The following is an 18,359-nucleotide window of genomic DNA, read 5'->3' as shown; positions in this document are numbered from 1 at the left end:
CGCGACGCTCGAACGGGCGGGGCGGCCGGAGCGATCCGGCCGCCCTCGCACGGCTCAGCCGCGGACGAGTCTCTTGTACGTGACGCGGTGGGGCCGGTCGGCCTCCGCGCCGAGGCGCTCGCGGCGCTCCTCCTCGTAGGCCTCGAAGTTGCCCTCGAACCAGCGCACCTGCGAGTCGCCCTCGAAGGCGAGCACGTGCGTGGCGATGCGGTCGAGGAACCAGCGATCGTGCGAGATCACCACGGCGCAGCCGCCGAAGTTGAGCAGCGCCTCCTCGAGCGCGCGCAGCGTGTCGACGTCGAGGTCGTTGGTCGGCTCGTCGAGCAGCAGCAGGTTGCCGCCGGAGCGCAGCAGCTTCGCGAGGTGGACGCGGTTGCGCTCGCCGCCGGAGAGCTTGCCGACCTTCTTCTGCTGGTCGGTGCCCTTGAAGTTGAAGCCGGAGGTGTACGCCCGCGAGTTCATCTTCTGGTCGCCGACCGCGATCTGGTCCTCGCCGCCGGAGATCTCCTCCCAGACGGTCTTCTCCGGGTCGAGCGCGTCGCGCGACTGGTCGACGTAGGCCAGTCTGACCGTCTCGCCGACCTTGAAGGTGCCGCTGTCGGGCTGCTCCTGCCCGGTGATCATCTTGAACAGCGTCGTCTTGCCGGCGCCGTTGGGCCCGATCACGCCGACGATGCCGCCGCGCGGCAGCTTGAACGAGAGGTCCTCGATCAGCAGCTTGTCGCCGAAGCCCTTCGAGACGTTGTCGGCCTCGACGACGACGTCGCCGAGGCGCGGGCCGGCGGGGATGTGGATCTGGACCTGGTCGAGCCTCACGTTGCGGTCCTCGGCCAGCAGCGCCTCGTAGGCGTTCAGGCGCGCCTTCGGCTTCGCGCGGCGGGCGGAGGCGTTCATCCGCACCCACTCCAGCTCCTGCGCGAGCACCTTCTTGCGCGCGCTGTCCTGGCGCTCCTCCTGCTCCATCCGCTTCTGCTTCTGCTCGAGCCAGCCGGAGTAGTTGCCCTCGAACGGGTAGCCGCGCGAGCGGTCGAGCTCGAGGATCCAGCCGGCGACGTTGTCGAGGAAGTAACGATCGTGGGTGATCGCGACGATCGTCCCTCTGTAGTCGCGCAGGTGCAGCTCCAGCCAGGCGACCGACTCGGCGTCGAGGTGGTTGGTCGGCTCGTCGAGCAGCAGCAGGTCGGGCGCTCTCAGCAGCAGGCGGCAGAGCGCGACGCGGCGTCTCTCGCCGCCGGAGAGCTTCGTCACGTCGGCGTCGCCGGGCGGCAGCCGCAGCGCGTCCATCGCCGTGTCGAGCATCGTGTCCAGGTTCCAGGCGTCGGCGGCGTCGATCTGCTCCTGCAGGCGCGCGAACTCGTCGGCGGTCTCCTCGGAGTAGTTGGCCGCCAGCTCGTTGAAGCGGTCGAGCAGTGCGCGGATCTCGGCGACGCCGTCCTCGACGTTGCCGCGCACGTCCTTGGCGGGATCGAGCTGCGGCTCCTGCTCGAGCAGGCCGACGGTCGCGCCGGGCGCGAGCTGCGCGGTGCCGCGGAACTCCCTGTCGATGCCGGCCATGATCTTCAGCAGCGTCGACTTGCCGGAGCCGTTGTAGCCGAGCACGCCGATCTTGGCGCCGGGATAGAACGAGAGGTTGATGTCTCTCAGCACCTCCTTGTCCGGCGGGAAGAGCCGGGACAGGCGGTGCATCTGGAAGATGTACTGGGCGGACACGACGACGAGGATAGAGGTCGCGCGCCCGGGTTCCCCGCTCGCTCGCGCGCGCGAGAGCGGCGACCGGCCGCGCCGCTCACCGGTCGGCAACCTCGGCCCGGCGTGCGCCGCTAGCCTTGAATCCTCATGGCCGCGGTCTTCGACATCGAACAGGCGATCCTGCTGCTGGAGCTGGAGCCGCCGTTCGACAAGCGGGCGGTCCAGCTGGCCCGCCGCAGGATGGCGAAGGTCTGGCATCCCGACATCGCCCCGCCGGGACGCCAGCACGAGCACCAGCGCCACCTGCAGGCGATCAACGAGGCCGCCGACCAGCTCGAGCAGCTGGCCGAGTCCTCGCGCGGCGGGCGCGTCTCCGCCAACGCCGTCAAGGTCTCCGCCGCCGCGGCGCGCAGAGCGCGCGCCGAGGAGGGCCGCCGCGCCTACGAGGAGGCGCAGCGCAGGGCCGAGGAGGAGGCCGACCGCGCCAAGCACGACCCGTTCGGCTCCCAGGCGCCGGCCCACTCGGTCGTCCACCGCTACGCCCGCTGCCTCTCCTACCCGGAGTGGGGCGTCGGCTCGGTCACCGGCATCTACTTCTCCGGCGAGGGCGACGACGTGCAGCAGTGGGCGCGCGTCAAGTTCCAGCTCGGCATCCGCACGATCCCCGCCGGCTCGCTGCAGTTCGTCGACTTCTCCAGACCGGACCCGGGCGCCGACCGCGTCCAGCGCTTCATGACCGCCGCCCAGCACGCGCTCGCCGAGGGCGACCCGGAGCTGGCCGCCAGACGGCTCGTCTACGCGCGCGACGCCGATCCCAGAAACCCGGTCGTGCTGCGCCAGCTGACCGTCGCCTTCTGGCAGTCGGGCAACCTCCCGGCGGCCGGCCGCTCGGTGCGCGACTGGCTGCGGGTCGAGAGAGACCGCCCCGCGCCGCACCGCTTCGCCGCGCGCATCTACGAGGACATGCGCGCCTACGACCTCGCGCGCGACGCGGCCGTGCGCGAGACCGAGGTCGCGCCCCAGGACTCCTCCGCGTGGGAGCGGCTCGGCCGGCTGCGGCTGCGGCTCGGCGACCGCGCCGGCGCCCAGGCGGCGCTCGAGACCGCGCGCGGGATCGCGCCGACGGTCGAGGGGCTGCTCGACCTCGCGCTCGTCCACCAGCTCAGCGGCGACGTCGGCGCCGAGGTGACCGCCTGCGAGGCGGCGACGATCCTCGCGCCGGAGAGCCTCGCCGCCTGGTCGCGCTACGCCCACGCGCTCGCCCGCACCGACCGCGTCAGCGACGCGATCGAGGTCGCCGAGCACGCGATGGACCTCGGCACCGACCCCGAGGTGGCGGCGCTGCTGCGGTCGCTGCGCGAGCGCCAGCCGCGGACGCTGCCGACCGAGACAGCAGCCTGAACCGTTCGAGCGGACGCGATGCGCGACAGTTCTCTAGAATCATCCGAGCTTGGCGAGCGCGCCCGCGTCGTGTCGCCAGGAACATGCGGGAGTAGCTCAATTGGTAGAGCACCGGCCTTCTAAGCCGATGGTTGCGGGTTCGAGCCCCGTCTCCCGTGCTTCGCGTACCGCCGGCGTCGGCCTCGTGCCCGCCGGCGGTCCGTTCTTCTACTGGGGGAGCTTCTGCTGATGCGTGACGAAACGCCGGCGCTGCTGCGCCCGGACAACCTGCTCGACGGCGTCGACGCGACGTTGCGCGCGGTCGACCCGAGCGCCTTCCGCGTCGTCCCGATCCTCAGACAGGAGGACCCGACGGACGTCGCAGCGATCACGCGCGACCGTGAGCTGGCGCCGCAGGCGGTCGCCGCGCTGGAGGCCGACCCCGCGGTCGCCTCCGTCGCGCAGGAGCAGCAGCGCTTCCTGATGAAGCTGACCGACGCGCGCGTCGCCGAGACCGGCGCCGGCCTGGAGGCCGGGCGCCTGACCGGCATGGAGACCGGCGACCTGCGCGCCGGCGAGCGCGCGATCGTCGACTTCTGCGACCCCAACGCGACGAAGGCGCTCCACATCGGCCACCTGCGCAACATCGCGCTCGGCCAGGCCGTCTCGGCGGCGCTGAGAGCGGCCGGCGCGACCGTCGAGCGCCAGAGCCACATCGGCGACGCCGGCCGCTCGATGGGCGAGGCGATCGCCGGCTACGTCCGCTACGCGCAGCCGCGGACGCCGGCCGAGGCCGGCCGCAAGAGCGACCAGTTCGTCGGCGACCTCTACGCCCGCTACGCCCGCGAGGAGGGCCCGATCGCCGACGTCGCCGACGAGGACGCGCCGGTCGCGCGCGACCTCGACGAGCGCAGAGACCTCGCGCAGCAGCTGCTGAGCCGGATCGAGGCCGGCGACGCCGAGGCGGTCGAGCTGTGGAAGACCGTCCGCGGCTGGGCGGTCGAGGGGCAGAACGAGACGCTCGCGCGGCTCGGCGTCCGCTTCGAGCGGATCATCTACGACTCCGACCGCACCGAGAAGACCCAGGAGGTGTGGCGGCTCGGCGTCGACCGCGGCGTCTTCGTCCACGAGGAGCGCGGCACCGTCGCCTACATGACCGGCGACGACTCCTACCCGGTGATGCCGCTGACGCGCGCCGACGGCTTCCCGACCCATCACCTGCGGGTCGTCGCGATGTGGCGCGACATGATGATCGACGAGGAGGGGGCCGACCTGATCCACCTCTCCGGCGACGAGTGGGCCGCCCACGTCCAGCACGTCGAGGAGCTGCTCGGCAGACTGGAGCCGGAGCTGCCGGTCCTGCCCTCGCGCCACATCCTGCACGGGATGGTCTCCTCCGAGGTCGACGGCGAGCTGTCCTCGTCGAAGGGGACCGCGAAGCTGATCGACGAGCTGCTCGACGAGCTGGTCGCGCGGCCGGAGGTCGCCGCCGTCGCCCGCGACGGCGAGGCGCTCGTCGGCGCCGAGGACCTCGTCGCGATCGCCGTGCTCGGCTTCTGCCTCGACAAGCCGGTCGTGAAGGGGCTGATCCTGCCGCCGATCGAGCAGCTGGTCGACCCGGAGGCCAACAGCGCCTGGCGGATCGCGCTCGCGTGGGCGAAGGCGTGGGAGGCGCGCAACGACGGCGCCGCCGATCCCGCCCCCGCCGACTCCGACTACCGCCACATCGTGCTGCAGTCGCAGATCCACCGCCGGAACCTGTCGGTTGCGCTGGAGAGCCTCGACCTGCTCAAGTACTACCGCTACCTCGCCCACCTCAGCGAGTGGTACCTCGAGCGCGACGCGGATCCGCGGGTCGGGCGCGTCATGCGCGCGATCCTCGTCAGCGGCCTCGGCGCGCTCGGGCTCGTGCGCGACGGCGCCGACGCCGCGCGCGCGGAGGCGGCGCGTCGCGCCGGCACCGCCGCGATCAGCTGAAACGACCCCGGACCACACCATGACCGAGCAGCAGAAGCCCACCGACGAGCACGTCCTCAACGAGGTCGACACCTACGGCCCCGCCTACATGCGGATTGCCGAGCGGCTCGGCGGCTACGACTCCACCTCCGAGGACGCCGCGGCGATGGTGAGACTGCTCGGCCTCAGACCCGGCACGACCGTCGTCGAAGCCGGCTGCGGCTTCGGCCGCTACTGCGCCGCGCTGGAGGAGCAGGGGATGGCGGCGACCGGGATCGACATCTCGCCGGCCGCGATCGCGGAGGCGGAGAAGCGCAGCCCCGGCCCGCGCTACCTCGTCGCCGACCTGACCCAGCCGCTGCCGGAGGGCGTCGGACCCTTCGACGTGATCGTCAACCTCTACTCGTCGTTCGGCTACGGCGCGACCGAGGCCGAGGACATGGAGATGCTGCGCGCCTTCCGCCGGCTCGTGAAGCCGGGCGGCACGATCGTGATGCAGCTCTCAGACCTCGACCGCTCGCGCCACCGCCTCAGAACCGACGAGGGCGTCGTCGTGCGCGAGACCAACGGCGTGATCGAGACGCTCGACGTCGATTTCACGACCGGCAGACTGCATGTCAGATATGAGCTCGACGGCGACGTCGTCCACTCGCGCATCCGCATGTACGAGAAGGAGGACCTCGTCGCGATGCTGGAGCAGGTCGGCTTCGCGGACGTGAAGATGTACGGCGACTTCGACGGCGCGCCGAAGCGGCCGGAGGACCGGCTCGTGCTCGTCGGCACCGCGACGGAGGGCTGATCGCGGTGAGCGAGATCCAGAACCTCAACCCGGTCGACGTCTTCGGTCCGATCTTCATCGAGATGAACGAGCGGCTCGGCCGCTACGACGCCACGACCGAGGAGGCCGAGGCGATCGTCGCGCTGCTGGAGCTGGCTCCGGGCGCGCGCGTGCTGGACGCGGGCTGCGGCTTCGGCCGGACCGCCGGCGCGCTGGCGCGGATCGGCGTCGACGCGACCGGGATCGACATCTCGCCGGTCGTGATCGCCGAGGCCGAGCGGACCAACCCGGGCCCGCGCTACCTCGTCCACGACCTGACCCAGCCGCTGCCTGACGGCGTCGGCCCCTTCGACGCGGTCGTCAACGTCTACTCGTCGTTCGGCTACGGCAAGACGATCCAGGACGATCTCGCGGTCCTGAAGACCTGGCGCGCGGCGCTGAAGCCCGGCGGCAGGCTGGTGATGGAGCTGTCGGACCTGGAGCGCTCGATCGCGCGGATCGGCCCGCCCGGGACGGTCGTCGACCGCGACGACAACGGCGTCCACGAGCACCTCTACATCGACCCGCAGACGAGCATCCTGCACGTCACCTACAGCTTCGGCGGCAGATCGACCGAGGTGCTGACGCGCTACTACGAGGCCGACGACCTCGTCGCGCTGCTGCGACAGGCCGGCTTCGCCGAGATCGAGCGCTACGGCGGGTTCGACAAGCGCCCCAAGGCGCCCGAGGACCGGCTCGTGCTGACGGCGGTGGCTGGGGATCTGCGCCCTGAGGGCTTGATCCCTGGCGCGAACTCGCCTGCGGCTCCTTCGCGGGGCGCGGAGGGCGATCGATGAGCGAGCGCAGACGGGTCGCGGTCGTCGTCGACGCCTACTCGACCGGGGCGAGACTGGCGCCGCGCTTCATCGCCGAGGGGCTCGACGTCGTCCACGTCCAGAGCAACCCGAACGAGTCGCCGTTCTACATCGACCGTCTGCGGACGCAGGACTTCCTCGAGAACGTCGTCCACCGCGGCGACCTCTCGGAGACGGCCGCCGCCGTGGCGAGATACGACCCGGCCTTCGTCGTCGTCGGCTCCGAGCCGGGCGTGCTGCTGAGCGACGCGCTCAGCGAGCGTCTCGGCCTGCCGTCGAACGGGACGGCGCAGAGCCGTTGTCGCCGCGACAAGTCGGAGATGGCGGCAGCGGTGCGCGCGGCCGGCCTGCGCGCCGTGCAGGAGCTGAAGACCGGCGACGTCGAGGAGGCGATCGCCTGGGCGTCCGAGCGCGGCGACTGGCCGGTCGTCGTCAAGCCGCTCGACTCGGCCGGCACCGACGGCGTCGCGCTGTGCGAGGACGCCGACGCGATCCGCGCCGCCTTCGCCGCCGTCCTCGGGCGCCCGAACGCGCTCCAGGGGGCCAACGAGCAGCTGCTCGTGCAGGAGCTGCTGAAGGGCACGCAGCTGTTCTGCGACTCGATCTCGTGGGACGGCGTCCACCACGTCTCCGAGGTGTGGCGCGACACGAAGATCCGCATCGAGGGCAACCTCGCCTACGACTTCGAGGAGCTGCTCGACTTCCACGGCGAGCAGCAGGACCAGGTCGTCCCGTACGTGAAGGCCGTCCTCGACGCGCTCGGGATCAAGTACGGGCCGGCCCACACCGAGGTGATGCTGACGCAGGACGGCCCGGTGCTCGTCGAGTCCGGCGCGCGCCTCCACGGCTCGATCCGCGACGACGTGATCGACCGCTGCACCCCGTCGCACGTGACCGTCACCGTCGACGCCTACCTGCGGCCCGAGACGGTCGCGCGGCGGGCGGCGAGCGAGCCGGAGTACACGCTCGAGAACGCGTCGCGCTGCGTGATGCTGATCTCCCACCAGCGCGGCCGCGTCGTGTCGGACGCGGGGATGCGCGCCGTCGAGGCGCTGCCGACCTACGCCGGCTCGATCTCGATGGCCCAGCCGGGCGAGGAGATCACCCCGACGATCGACCTCTTCTCCTGCCCCGGGATCGTCTACCTCGTCGGCCCCGACCGCGACGAGCTGAAGCGCGACTACGACACGCTCCGCCGGATCGAGCGCGAGCAGGGCATCTTCGAGGTCGAGTCGCCCGAGCCGGCCGCGGAGCCGCGCTGAGCGAGGTGGGAGAGCCGGGCGGCGGGGCGGCCGTCGGCACGGATCGGGCAGCCGCCGCGACGGGCACGGATCGCGCGTCGGCGGCCGCCGACGCGGCGGGCGCTCTCTCGCCGCTGCTCGCCGAGCGGTTCGCGGCGCGCGCCGCTGAGCGACCCGACGCGGTCGCGGTGCGCGACGGCGCCGGCGAGCTGACCTACGGCGCGCTGGCGGCGCGCGCGGAGGCGATCGCGCGGGCGCTGGCGGCGCGGGCGGGCGGCCGGCGGATCGCGCTGCTGGCGCGCGCCGACGCCGACTCGCTCGCGACGACGTTGGCGGCGATGCGGATCGGCGTCTCGGTCGTCGTGATCGACCGCCACCTGACCGAGCGCCAGCTCGCGCGCGTCACCGCCGACGCCCGCCCGGCGCTGGTCGTCTCCTCCGGCCGCCTGCCGCGCCCGGCGGTCGAGCGGCTCCCGCCCGAGCTGCGCGCGACGCCGGCGGAGCTGGCGGCCGAGGGCGCCGCCGCCGCGTTCGTGGCGCCCCACGGGGAGGCACCGCGTTCGGCGCTCCCCGCGGCGGCGCGCGACGACGCGCCCTCCGCGGCGCTTCTCGCGGCTGCGGCCGGCGACGTGCCCCGCGCGGCGCTTCCCGCGGCCGCGCGCGAGGACGAGCTGCTGATCGGGCTGACGTCGGGGACCAGCGGGGAGCCGAAGCTGTTCGTGCGCGACCAGGCGTCGTGGGCGACGACGCTCGACCGCTCCGACGGCGCCTTCGACGTGCGCCCCGGCGACCGCGTCGCGATCCCCGGCCCGCTCGACCACTCGCACTTCTTCTACGGCGCGCTGCACGCGCTCACGCGCGGCGCGACCGTCGCGCTGCTGCCGCTGGAGCGCAGCTTCGCGGCCGGGGAGGCGCCGACCCACGTCTACCTCGTGCCGACGCTCGCCGTCGACCTCGCCGACCTGCTCGACGGCGCGCCTCGCCCGTCGGTGCGCGAGGTCGTCTCGTCGGCCTCCGCCTGGCCGGCACGGGCGCGCGAGCGGCTGGCGCGGCTGCTGCCGTCCGCGACGGTCCACCACTTCTACGGCGCCTCCGAGCTGAGCTTCGTCGCGCTCGACAGCTCCGGCGACGACGGCCGGCCGCCGGAGACCTCGGGCCGCCTCTTCCCCGGCGTCGAGGTCGAGATCCGCGACGGCGACGGCCGCCCGCTGCCCGACGGCGAGCAGGGGATCGTCCACGTCCGCAGCGACATGCTGTTCGACGGCTACTTGGCCGCCGACGGCACGCTGACCGGCGGACCCGACGGCGACGGCTGGGCGACGGTCGGCGACCTCGGCACCCTGCGGGGCGAGTGGGTGGCGATCGCCGGCCGCGCGAGCGACACGATCATCTGCGGTGGCCTCAAGGTCGAGCCGGGCGCGGTCGAGCGGGCGCTCGCGCAGCTGCCTGGCGTCGCCGACGCCGCCTGCGTCGGCCTCCCCGACGAGCGGCTCGGCGCGATCCCGGTCGCCGTGCTGGTGCTCGACGGCGCCGCCGCGCCTGCGGCCGCAACGCCGCCGGCCGATGCGCCGCCGGCCGCCGCGCCTGCGGCTGCCGCCCCGCCACTCACCCGCGCCGCCGTCCGCGCCCACGCACGCACGATGCTGCCGCAGCCGAGCCGGCCGCGCGCCCTCTTCGTCGTCGACGCGCTGCCGCGCACCAGGCGCGGCAAGCTCGACCGCCCCGCCCTCGTCGCGCGCCTGGTCGCCGGCGAGGCGCGCGAGCTGACCTGACGCGCCGGCGCGTCGCCACGGCCGCGCTCGGCGCGGGCGCCGCCTGGCCGCAGAACGACGAAGGGCCCGCTCGGCGAGCGGGCCCTTCGCGGAAACGAGACAGCGGCGCGCGAGGCGCCGGGGCTCCGCGGCCTAGAGGTAGGCCAGCGAAGTGGGGATGCCGGCCAGCTCGTCGCGGATCTTCAGGACCGCCGGGGCGATCGGCGAGTCCTCGCGCCAGCCGTACTGGTCGAGGATCTTCTGCACGTTCTCCTTCGACGGGGCCGAGACGACCTCCGACTCGAGCGTCGCGCAGAGGGCGTGGACGCCCTCGATCACGCGGGAGGTCTCCCAGGTGATCGTGCCGTCCTCGGCGCAGTCGATGTAGCCGTTGCCGGCGAGGAAGCTCAGCTCGACGCAGGCGGCGCCGGCGTCGCTCCAGTTCCACGGGCCGCGGCGCAGGTAGTGGAGCGCCTCGGCGAGGTAGACGGCGGCGAGGTCGTCGGCGCTGCAGCCGGCCAGCTCCAGCCACGTCGGCGTGAACGACATCGCGGTGCCGAAGGCGTCCGCTATCGCCTCCTGCAGCGAGTACCACGGCTCATGCCCGACGTCCTTGGGGCCGACCTTGCCGGCGCGAGGCGTCGTGACCGCGTGGGCGATGTCGTGGCCGCGCATCCAGGTGATGAGGACCGACGCGATGTCGACGTCGGGCGAGGGCTTGTGGCCGTTCAGCAGCCGGTCCCCGAGCGCCTTGGAGATGTGCTCGTAGCGGAGGCCGTAGACGTTGCGGAAGAGGATCGTCTTGTTCGACTTCTCGCCGAAGCCGGCGCCCTCGTCCTCCGGCAGGAAGTAGCAGAAGTGCTTCGGGAAGGCGTTCGACTCGCCGCCCATCGTGATCAGATCGGTGATCTGCATCGCGAACGGGCTGTCGGCGGTGACGTCGCTCGTGCCGGTGTGGCCGTTGGCCTCGGCGAGCACGGCGGCGGCGGAGGCGTCGAGGCCGGCGATCAGCTCGTTGCCCTGCTCGTGCGCCGCCGTGATGACCACCGAGTGGAGCGGCGTGCGCGTCTTGTTGCGGAAGGTGCAGACCGGCGAGGCGATGATCGACAGCTCCTGTGGGTCGACCAGCGCCGCCTCGTCCTGGGCGATCTGCTTGTCGTGCTTGAGCTCGCGCAGCGCGGCCGCACGACGACGGATCAGCTCGGCCTGCGCGGGGGAGACCGGGTCGCTGTCGGCCAGCTCGTCCATCAGGTCGGCCGAGAGGCCGGCGATGACGCGGGCGTGCGCCTCGTTGGTGAAGCTGCCGTCGAGCGCCTGCAGCGCGCGCAGCGCGTCGCCGAGGGCCGAGAGCTGGCGCAGCTGGGGCAGCAGCGGCTCGACGGCGCTCGTGATCGACGGCGCCAGGTCGACCGCCGTGATCGTGTGGTTGTCGCGCTCCGGCCAGATCAGCGGGGCGGGCGAGACGACGGCGGTCGAGGTGCTGGAAGCGGTGGCAGACATGGGTCCGGTGATCTCCTGGTTGAAGAAACTGCTGACAGTAGTGGGTGCGGTCCGCTGCTCGACGGGGACTTTCCTGGTCCCGGTCACGAGCGCGGGATGCATCTACGAGTTGAGCGCGACGAACGTGCGTCTTCGAGACGAGACGTAGAGCCGTCTTCGAGTCTCGGTGCGGGCCGCGTTGCGGCGCTCGGTGTCAGCGGTGGCGATCACAGGTCAATGAATGTGTATTGGGTCCTCTGCGTCTTCTGCGCGAATCTTCCCCCGAAGCGCAGAGCAGAAGCACAAAGCGTCTCCATGGTAGAGGAATTCCGCGCGGTCGTGCAACTCGACGGCCGATGACAGATTGCATCTATCAATCGATCACGGCGTCGCGAACGGCGCCGCGGCGGGCGCCCGGCCTCCCGTCCCGGCGGCTCGATACGGTTCGCCGCCGAATGCGCCTGATCGTCGCCCGCTGCGAGGTCCGCTACACGGGCCGGCTCGACGCCCTCCTGCCGGAGGCGCTGCGGCTGATCATGATCAAGGCCGACGGCTCGGTGCTCGTCCACGCCGACCACGGCAGCTACAAGCCGAGCAACTGGATGACGCCGCCGACGACGATCGAGGAGTCGGACGGCAGCATCGTCGTGCGCAAGTTCGCCGGCAAGGAGGAGGACCGCCTCGACATCCGCGTCGTCGAGGTGCTCTCCGACGTGACGCACGACATGGGCGAGGCGGCGGCGCTGGAGAAGGACGGCGTCGAGTCCCACCTGCAGGAGCTGCTGGCCGAGCAGCCGCACTGGTGCGGCGAGGGCTTCCGGCTGGTGCGGCGCGAGTGGCCGACTGACATCGGGCCGGTCGACCTGATGTGCCGCGACGGCGACGACGGCTGGATCGCCGTCGAGATCAAGCGCGTCGGCACGATCGACGCCGTCGAGCAGCTGACCCGCTACCTCGAGCGGATCCGGCTCGACCCGGCGATGGACGGATGCCGCGGCGTGCTCGCCGCGCAGACGATCAAGCCGCAGGCGCGCGTCCTCGCCGAGGCGCGCGGGATCGCCTGCGTCGAGGTCGACCTCGCCGTCCTGCGCGGCGAGCGCGAGCCCGATCTGACGCTGTTCGGCTGAGCGGCCGCGACGTCTGCAGGCGCGGCCGGGCGGCCGCGGAGGAGCCGATCGGCGGCTGACGCTCAGCGGCGCTCGCCCTGCGCCGTCGCGATCAGCGAGCGCGGGCCGCCGTGGTCGCGGTGCTCGCAGAGGTAGATCCCCTGCCAGGTGCCGAGCGCGAGGCGGCCGGCGGAGACCGGCAGCGTCAGCGACGGGCCGAGCAGGCTCGCCTTGACGTGGGCCGGCATGTCGTCGTCGCCCTCCATCGTGTGGGTCCAGTACGGCGCGCGCTCGGGCACCGCCTGGTCGAACCACGCCTCGAAGTCGGCCCGGACGCTCGGGTCGGCGTTCTCGTTCAGCGCCAGCGAGGCGGAGGTGTGGAGGATGTGGAGGTGCAGCAGGCCGACCTGGAGCTGCTCCAGCTCGGGCAGCGCCTCGACGATCTCCCGCGTCATCAGGTGGAAGCCGCGCGGGACCGGCGGCAGGCGCAGCTGGCGTTGGAACCACATGCTGCAGGACGCTAACGCGGGCGGAGCGGCGTCGCGCTCCGCCCGCGGCGAGCGCGTCAGCGCACCTCCAGGCTCGCCACCTGGACGTTGCGCGGCGGGCGCACTCTGTCCCAGCCGTCGGTGATGACGATCCGCACGTGGCGTGCGGAGACCGGCGCGAACGCCGTTCTGACGGTCCCGTTCGGGGCCGCCGGAACCGAGGCGACCTGCCGCCAGCTCTCGCCGTCGGCGGAGACCTCGACCGCGTACGTTCTCGGCCCGTAGTTGGTGCGCGGGACCATCGTCACCTCGCGGACCTCCGTCGCGGCGCCGAGGTCGACGGCGAGCCACTCCGGTCTCTCCGGGCTCGGGCCGCCGCCCTCGGCGGTGCCGGCCGCGACCCAGAAGGTCGACGGCGTGCCGTCGAAGGCGAGCGCCGGCGGGTAGGCGCTCTGCAGCGAGCTGGCCGACGCGGCCGGCCACTGCGAGCCGACGCCGTTGCGGGCGAGGTCGTCGGAGAAGGCGACGGCGACCTCGGCGCTCGCACGCGCGCCGCCGGCGGCCGTCGCGGCGACCTGCAGCGTGTCGCTGCCGCTCGTGCGGCCGGTGCCCTCGACCTGCAGCGCGACCTCGACGCTGCCGGCGGCCGGCAGCTCGACCTCCGGCTCGGCGAGCCTGACGGTCGCGCCGTCGGGCGTCGTCGCCGCGAGCGTCACCGTCAGCGGCCGCTGCAGCCGGTTGGCGAGCGCGACGGTGAGCGGGCGCGCGAGGCCGGGCACGACGGCGAGGCCGCGTGCGGTCGTCAGCTCGACGACCGGCTCGACCGCGACGGTCGTTGCCGCCTCGGCGGAGCCGCCGCGGTGGGCGAGCTCGGCGCGCAGCTCGGCGCGCTCGCCGGTCGTCGCGTCGGGCGGCGGGGCGATCGTCGTCGTCACGACGCGCGCGGCCCCTGGCGCGAGCGTTCCGAACGCCTCCTGGCGATCGCTCGCGCTCCAGCCCGCCGGGCCGGCGACCGTGACGGCGCCGTCGCGCGCGGGCAGCTGGCCGCGGTTGAGCAGCGCGACCCGCACCGTCAGCGGCTCGCCGGGATGGGCCGGGCCGTCGGCCTCGAGCCACGCGACGACCGTGTAGGCCTCCGTCAGCGCGCGGCCGAGGGCGTCGCCGGCCTCGCCGGCAGCCCGCGCGACGGCCGTGCGCACGTCGTCCGGAACGCGCTGCCGCTGGGCAGCCGCCTCCAGCCGGCCGGCGTGGGCCTGCGCGACCCTCGCCGTGGCGGCGCCGTTGCTCGTGTTCGGCCGCTCGGCGCGCGCCTGCACCAGCGCCCGGTCGACCGCGCCGAGCGGCGTCCGCGCGGCCGCGCCGAGCGCCGCCGCCTGGCCGGTCGTGATGCGGCCGTCGCGCCGCCACGCCTCCAGCCGCTCGATCAGCTCGGCGAGCGGGGCGCGCGCCTCCAGCAGCGGCTCCAGCTCCGGGCCGGCGAGCGTCAGCTCGCCGTCGACGACGCGGGCGACGACCTGCTCGCGGGGAGCGAGCGTGCGTCTGACCGTCCGCGCGGCGCCGGTCGCGGGCATGTAGGTGACGGTCGCCGCGACCGCTCTGTCGCTCGGGTTGCGCAGCAGCGCCCGCCGCTCGCCGTCCTGGCGGCCGCGCAGCGGGGCGGCCGATCTGACGAGGAAGCGGAGCGTCTGCCCGCGCGAGGCTGGCGCGTCGAGCGCGACCCGGAAGCGGGCCGTCTCTCCGTCGAGGAGGGCGTCCTGCTCGGGCACGGGCGCGCCCCGCTCGTCGCTCAGCTCCAGCGCCGCGGTCGCCGCTCCCGCCCAGCGCGCGGCGGCGAGCCGCACGCTGCCGTCCTCGGCGCGGGCGGCGAGTGCCGACCAGCCGGCCGGCGTCTCCAGCTGGCGGACGCTCGGCGCGAGCTGCGCGGTGCGCTGCCGATCGGCCAGCGGGTAGAGCGCCGCGCCGCGGTTGCCGCTGCCGGTGTCCTTCGACCCGGTGATCACGAGCTGGCGGTTGTCGCCGCCGACCGCGGAGGTGCGGATCCCCGCGCCGCCGCGGACGACGATCCCGAGCCGGTCGGCTGCGTTGACCCAGTCGCCGGGCAGGTCGCCGAGCGCCGGGGCGGCGCCCGCGGCGGTCCAGATCGGCCGCTCGCCGGTGAGGCCGGGGATCTCCTCCAGCGCGTAGGTGAAGGTCGCGCCGGTGCCGCGGTCGAGCAGCAGCGTCATGCCGTCGGGGAAGGCGGTCAGCGAGAAGCGGCGATCGCCGATCGAGCCGGCGGTCGAGAAGCGGTCCTCCTCGCAGGCGCAGGTGCGCTCCCCGACCGCTCCGCCGGCCGAGCCGAGCAGGTTGCGCGGCGCGTAGTAGCTGAAGATCGGGTCGTCGGGGTGGGCGTCGCCGTGCGGGACGACCAGCGCGAGCGGCCGCACCGGGTCCCACGACATCGAGACGAAGGCGCGGCCGAGCCGCGCGGCGACGAAGTCGGAGTAGGGGAACTGCTTGACGCCGGCCAGCCTCGCCCGCTCGGCCGCGTGCTCCTCGGCGCTCGGCTGCGGCGAGGGGCCGAACAGCGTGTGGTTCCACCACAGCTCGGCGAGCCGCTCGATCAGCATCGTCTCGTAGCCGATCTGTCTCTGGCCGAGCAGCGAGCCGCTGCCGTGGGTCGCCTGTCGGCGCGCGACCAGCTGCAGCGCGCGCGACTCGAGCACGGAGGCGTCGGCGCGCTTGAAGCGGGTCGAGAGGATCGAGAGGTAGGCGAGGTGCTGGTAGTCCTTGCTGATCCAGTCCTGCCCCGCGGTCAGCGCGAAGTCGCCGTCGTCGGTCGCGAGCCGGCCGAGGATCTGCTCCCAGACCGTCTCGGTGCGGAACGAGTACGCCTCCGGCAGCGGCCGGCCGGCGACGCCGTCGAAGATCGCCGCGACGCCGACCGTCTCGTGCGCGACCTGCTGGTAGATCGGGTTGAAGAACCCGTGGTTCTCCATCGTCAGGTCGGGATGGAGGTTGACCGATCTCATCCACTCGCTCAGCGGCAGCCCGTCGACGAGCTCGGAGGAGGTCGCGTCGGCTCTCGTGGAGGAGGCGTTGAGCGCGAGCCGCTTGGCGGTCTGGCGCCACGCGTCCGCGTTCGGGTCGTCGGGGAACATGATCGCGGCGAGCGCGGGGGTCGGCGCGTTCCAGCCGTTGTCCTCGGCGCCGGTGTCGCCCTCCTCGCCGGAGGCGATCGGCTTCGTGATGAGGATGTTCGCCTCCCCGGTCACGACTCTGCGCACGAGCGCTCTCGTGTCGGCGTCGAGCCGGTCCCACAGCCGATGGGCGGCGAAGGCCCACAGGTAGGTCTCCAGCGACGCCTGCCACGTGCCGCCGCCCCACCGTCTGTACGGCGCGCCGGAGAGGACGTTCGTCAGCGCCTCGTGGCGGATCGACTCGATCGTGCGCTCGATCATCGTCTCGCGCGGGACGCCGCCGAACTCCTGCTGGCCGGGTCGGCCGGCGAGCAGCGTGACGTAGGCGAACGCGATGCCGCCGGCGCCACGGGGCTGGGTGACGCCCGAGCCGACGGCGTCGTAGCGGCCGGTCGCCGGCTCGGCGAGGTCGGACGGGCGCCAGTAGCTCTCGGCATGCGGCACGAACCGCTCGAGCACGTCGAGCGCGAGCGCTCTCTTGGCGGCGTCGTCGAGCGCCGGCGATGCGGCGGCGGTGGCGGCGACCGGGACGGTCAGCGCGAGCGCGATCAGCGCAGCGAGCAGGGCGAGCAGCCTGCGGTGCATGGGTTCTCCTCCGGGGTCGACGGCATCGCCCGCGCGGTCGGCGCGGGACGGGTCGATGGCTGGAAACGTTTCCAGATCGTGGTCGTCGAGCCTATGTCGCTCATGCGCCAGCTGTCAAGCAGGTCGGACGGTGGTCGTATGCGAGCGGACCTGCTCGTTTGATGTCGTTTGGGACCTTGGCGCGAGCGACGTCGGCCGGGATTCCCCGTTACGATCCTGGGAACGGTTCCAGCACGACGTCGTGCCTGACGAGGAGGAAGAGATGGAGCGCTGTTGCTTCACGTTCACGCTGCGGCCCGGGATGGAGGAGGAGTACCGGCGCCGGCACGACGAGATCTGGCCCGAGATGGTCTCCGCGCTGAAGGCGTCGGGGATCTCCAACTACACGCTCTTCCGCCGCGGCCGCGAGGTCTACGCGTACGCCGAGTGCGAACCCGACGCGGCGACCGCCTTCGGCCGCATGGGCGAGACCGACGTCAACCGCCGCTGGTCGGAGTGGTTCGAGGACGTGATCGAGCAGCTGTCCGGCGACGACGGCGAGCTGCGCTGGGCCGAGCAGGTCTGGCATCTCGACTGAGCCCGGACCGTTCGCGAGCTGGCGGATTGACATGCCGCGCGCGAACAGGATACGGTTGTGGAAACGGTTCCAAGACCGAGCTGACGTCTCGAGGAGGAGGAGAGAAGAGGTGCCCATGAACGATCCCCACGTGCCTGCGCGCGTCCGCGACGCGGCCGACGACGGGCGCGGCGACGCATCGCCGGCGCCGCGCCGGCGGCCCCGTGGCCGCGCGACCACGATCGGCCGCCGCGCGCTGGCGCTCGGCGCCTGCGTCGCGCTCGGCGTCGGCGTCGCCGCCTGCGGCAGCAGCGACGACGACGGCGACGCGACCGGCACGGCCGCCGCGACCACCGCAGCGACGACCCCCGCCGAGACCCCGACCGCGCCGAGAGAGGGCATCGTCGAGTTCGAGACGCCCGAGCCCGGCAGCGGCAGAGGGCTGAAGCTCGGCTTCATCGCGCTCGGCGACTCGGTGCCGTTCTCCAAGCTGGTCACCGACGGCATGAAGAGAGCGGCGAAGGCGGCCGGCGCCGAGCTGGTCGTCTGCGACTCGCAGCTCGACGGCCAGAAGGCGCTCGACTGCGCGAAGAGCTTCAGAACGCAGGGCGTCGAGGGCTACCTCAACTTCCAGGTCGACCAGAAGCTGGCCGGCGCCGTCTGCGCCGCCGGCCCCGACGGCCCGGTGATCGCGGTCGACATCGTCCAGGAGCCCTGCCAGATCGCCTTCTCCGGCGCCGCCAACGAGTACGCCGGCTTCATCGCCGGCGAGGCGATGGGCAGATTCGCCAAGGAGAGATGGAACTGCGAGTACGACGCGTACGTGTCGCTCGAGTCGACCGCCTCCCCCGACGCCTCCGAGCAGCGGATGGGCGGCTACCGCAAGGGCTTCCAGTCGGTCTGCCCCGGCGAGCTGAAGAACGAGAAGGTGCTCGACGCCGACCGCACCGACACGGCCCGCACGAAGATGACCGACACGCTCACGACGCTGCCGGGCCAGGAGAAGATCATCGTCGTCGGCCTCAACGACGACGGCATCCTTGGCGCGATCGCGGCGGCGAAGACGGCCGGCCGCGAGGGCGACATCTACGTCTCCGGCCAGGGCGCCGACCCGTCGGCGTGGTGCGGCATCAAGACCAACCCCAACTGGATCGCCGACACCGGCTACTTCCCCGAGAGATATGGCGAGATCGGCATCCCGTACCTGATCAAGGCGGTCAAGGGCGAGAGAATCCCCGAGCAGCTGCTGGTCCCCCACGAGCTCGTGACGGCCGACAACGTCGACGAGCTGTACAGCCCGAGAGGCTGCTGAGCGCG

General features: G+C 73.1%; 13 protein-coding genes and 1 tRNA gene. 10 read left to right on the top strand and 4 right to left on the bottom strand.

Annotated elements, in window-relative coordinates:
• Positions 1 to 54: 54 nt before the first annotated feature.
• Complete coding sequence (ettA, locus tag BDZ31_RS14305) at positions 55 to 1,710, bottom strand: energy-dependent translational throttle protein EttA (protein WP_183343004.1); 1,656 nt, start codon at positions 1,708 to 1,710, stop codon at positions 55 to 57.
• Positions 1,711 to 1,836: 126 nt separating this feature from the next.
• Between ettA and BDZ31_RS14300 the strand changes: the two genes are divergently transcribed.
• From BDZ31_RS14300 to BDZ31_RS14270, 7 genes are all read left to right on the top strand, one after another.
• Positions 1,837 to 3,090 carry a tetratricopeptide repeat protein gene (locus tag BDZ31_RS14300; protein ID WP_183343003.1) on the top strand — a complete coding sequence of 418 codons (1,254 nt, stop codon included), beginning with the start codon at positions 1,837 to 1,839 and terminating at the stop codon, positions 3,088 to 3,090.
• Positions 3,091 to 3,175: 85 nt separating this feature from the next.
• Positions 3,176 to 3,248, top strand: a tRNA-Arg gene (locus BDZ31_RS14295).
• Positions 3,249 to 3,318: 70 nt separating this feature from the next.
• A complete protein-coding gene (gene argS / locus BDZ31_RS14290; RefSeq protein WP_183343002.1) occupies positions 3,319 to 5,046 on the top strand; it encodes an arginine--tRNA ligase domain-containing protein in 1,728 nt (575 codons plus the stop codon).
• 19 nt (positions 5,047 to 5,065) lie between these two features.
• Positions 5,066 to 5,824, top strand: coding sequence for a class I SAM-dependent methyltransferase (locus BDZ31_RS14285; protein WP_183343001.1), 759 nt, complete (start codon positions 5,066 to 5,068; stop codon positions 5,822 to 5,824).
• A 5-nt stretch (positions 5,825 to 5,829) separates the two neighbouring features.
• Positions 5,830 to 6,639 (top strand): methyltransferase domain-containing protein, encoded by an 810-nt coding sequence (locus BDZ31_RS14280; protein WP_183343000.1) that lies wholly within the window; start codon positions 5,830 to 5,832, stop codon positions 6,637 to 6,639.
• Positions 6,636 to 7,919, top strand: a complete 1,284-nt coding sequence (locus BDZ31_RS14275) for an ATP-grasp domain-containing protein (protein WP_183342999.1) — start codon at positions 6,636 to 6,638, stop codon at positions 7,917 to 7,919. The genes BDZ31_RS14280 and BDZ31_RS14275 overlap by 4 nt, the downstream gene beginning before the upstream one ends.
• A 5-nt stretch (positions 7,920 to 7,924) precedes the next feature.
• Positions 7,925 to 9,670, top strand: coding sequence for an AMP-binding protein (locus BDZ31_RS14270; RefSeq protein ID WP_183342998.1), 1,746 nt, complete (start codon positions 7,925 to 7,927; stop codon positions 9,668 to 9,670).
• A gap of 132 nt (positions 9,671 to 9,802) precedes the next feature.
• Here the strand turns inward: BDZ31_RS14270 and BDZ31_RS14265 are convergent, their stop codons facing one another.
• Entirely contained in the window at positions 9,803 to 11,149 is a 1,347-nt protein-coding gene (locus BDZ31_RS14265; protein ID WP_183342997.1) for a hypothetical protein, read from the bottom strand.
• 434 nt (positions 11,150 to 11,583) lie between these two features.
• Between BDZ31_RS14265 and nucS the strand changes: the two genes are divergently transcribed.
• A complete protein-coding gene (nucS, locus tag BDZ31_RS14260; protein ID WP_183342996.1) occupies positions 11,584 to 12,255 on the top strand; it encodes an endonuclease NucS in 672 nt (223 codons plus the stop codon).
• A 62-nt stretch (positions 12,256 to 12,317) separates the two neighbouring features.
• Here nucS and BDZ31_RS14255 read toward each other — a convergent pair whose 3' ends face one another.
• Both BDZ31_RS14255 and BDZ31_RS14250 read right to left on the bottom strand, forming a co-directional pair.
• Positions 12,318 to 12,743, bottom strand: a complete 426-nt coding sequence (locus tag BDZ31_RS14255; protein ID WP_183342995.1) for a secondary thiamine-phosphate synthase enzyme YjbQ — start codon at positions 12,741 to 12,743, stop codon at positions 12,318 to 12,320.
• Between the two features lie 56 nt (positions 12,744 to 12,799).
• Complete coding sequence (locus tag BDZ31_RS14250) at positions 12,800 to 16,486, bottom strand: discoidin domain-containing protein (protein ID WP_183342994.1); 3,687 nt, start codon at positions 16,484 to 16,486, stop codon at positions 12,800 to 12,802.
• Between the two features lie 262 nt (positions 16,487 to 16,748).
• Between BDZ31_RS14250 and BDZ31_RS14245 the strand changes: the two genes are divergently transcribed.
• On the top strand, positions 16,749 to 17,063 hold the full coding sequence (locus BDZ31_RS14245; protein WP_183342993.1) for an L-rhamnose mutarotase: 315 nt from the start codon (positions 16,749 to 16,751) through the stop codon (positions 17,061 to 17,063).
• 115 nt (positions 17,064 to 17,178) lie between these two features.
• Positions 17,179 to 18,354, top strand: a complete 1,176-nt coding sequence (locus BDZ31_RS14240; protein WP_221243059.1) for a sugar ABC transporter substrate-binding protein — start codon at positions 17,179 to 17,181, stop codon at positions 18,352 to 18,354.
• The last annotated feature ends 5 nt before the right edge of the window (positions 18,355 to 18,359 follow it).

The sequence above is a fragment of the Conexibacter arvalis genome, from assembly GCF_014199525.1.
Lineage (GTDB): Bacteria > Actinomycetota > Thermoleophilia > Solirubrobacterales > Solirubrobacteraceae > Conexibacter > Conexibacter arvalis.
The sequence above is the reverse complement of the archived record's forward strand: the minus strand, read 5'-3'. Positions and strand labels throughout refer to the sequence as shown.

Excerpts from the sequence above, each read along its gene's own strand:
- BDZ31_RS14300 (WP_183343003.1), top strand. The coding sequence starts at position 1,837 with ATGGCCGCGGTCTTCGACATCGAACAGGCGATCCTGCTGCTGGAGCTG.
- argS (WP_183343002.1), top strand. The coding sequence starts at position 3,319 with ATGCGTGACGAAACGCCGGCGCTGCTGCGCCCGGACAACCTGCTCGAC.
- BDZ31_RS14285 (WP_183343001.1), top strand. The coding sequence starts at position 5,066 with ATGACCGAGCAGCAGAAGCCCACCGACGAGCACGTCCTCAACGAGGTC.
- BDZ31_RS14275 (WP_183342999.1), top strand. The coding sequence starts at position 6,636 with ATGAGCGAGCGCAGACGGGTCGCGGTCGTCGTCGACGCCTACTCGACC.
- BDZ31_RS14265 (WP_183342997.1), bottom strand. The coding sequence starts at position 11,149 with ATGTCTGCCACCGCTTCCAGCACCTCGACCGCCGTCGTCTCGCCCGCC.
- nucS (WP_183342996.1), top strand. The coding sequence starts at position 11,584 with ATGCGCCTGATCGTCGCCCGCTGCGAGGTCCGCTACACGGGCCGGCTC.
- BDZ31_RS14255 (WP_183342995.1), bottom strand. The coding sequence starts at position 12,743 with ATGTGGTTCCAACGCCAGCTGCGCCTGCCGCCGGTCCCGCGCGGCTTC.
- BDZ31_RS14250 (WP_183342994.1), bottom strand. The coding sequence starts at position 16,486 with ATGCACCGCAGGCTGCTCGCCCTGCTCGCTGCGCTGATCGCGCTCGCG.
- BDZ31_RS14245 (WP_183342993.1), top strand. The coding sequence starts at position 16,749 with ATGGAGCGCTGTTGCTTCACGTTCACGCTGCGGCCCGGGATGGAGGAG.
- BDZ31_RS14240 (WP_221243059.1), top strand. The coding sequence starts at position 17,179 with ATGAACGATCCCCACGTGCCTGCGCGCGTCCGCGACGCGGCCGACGAC.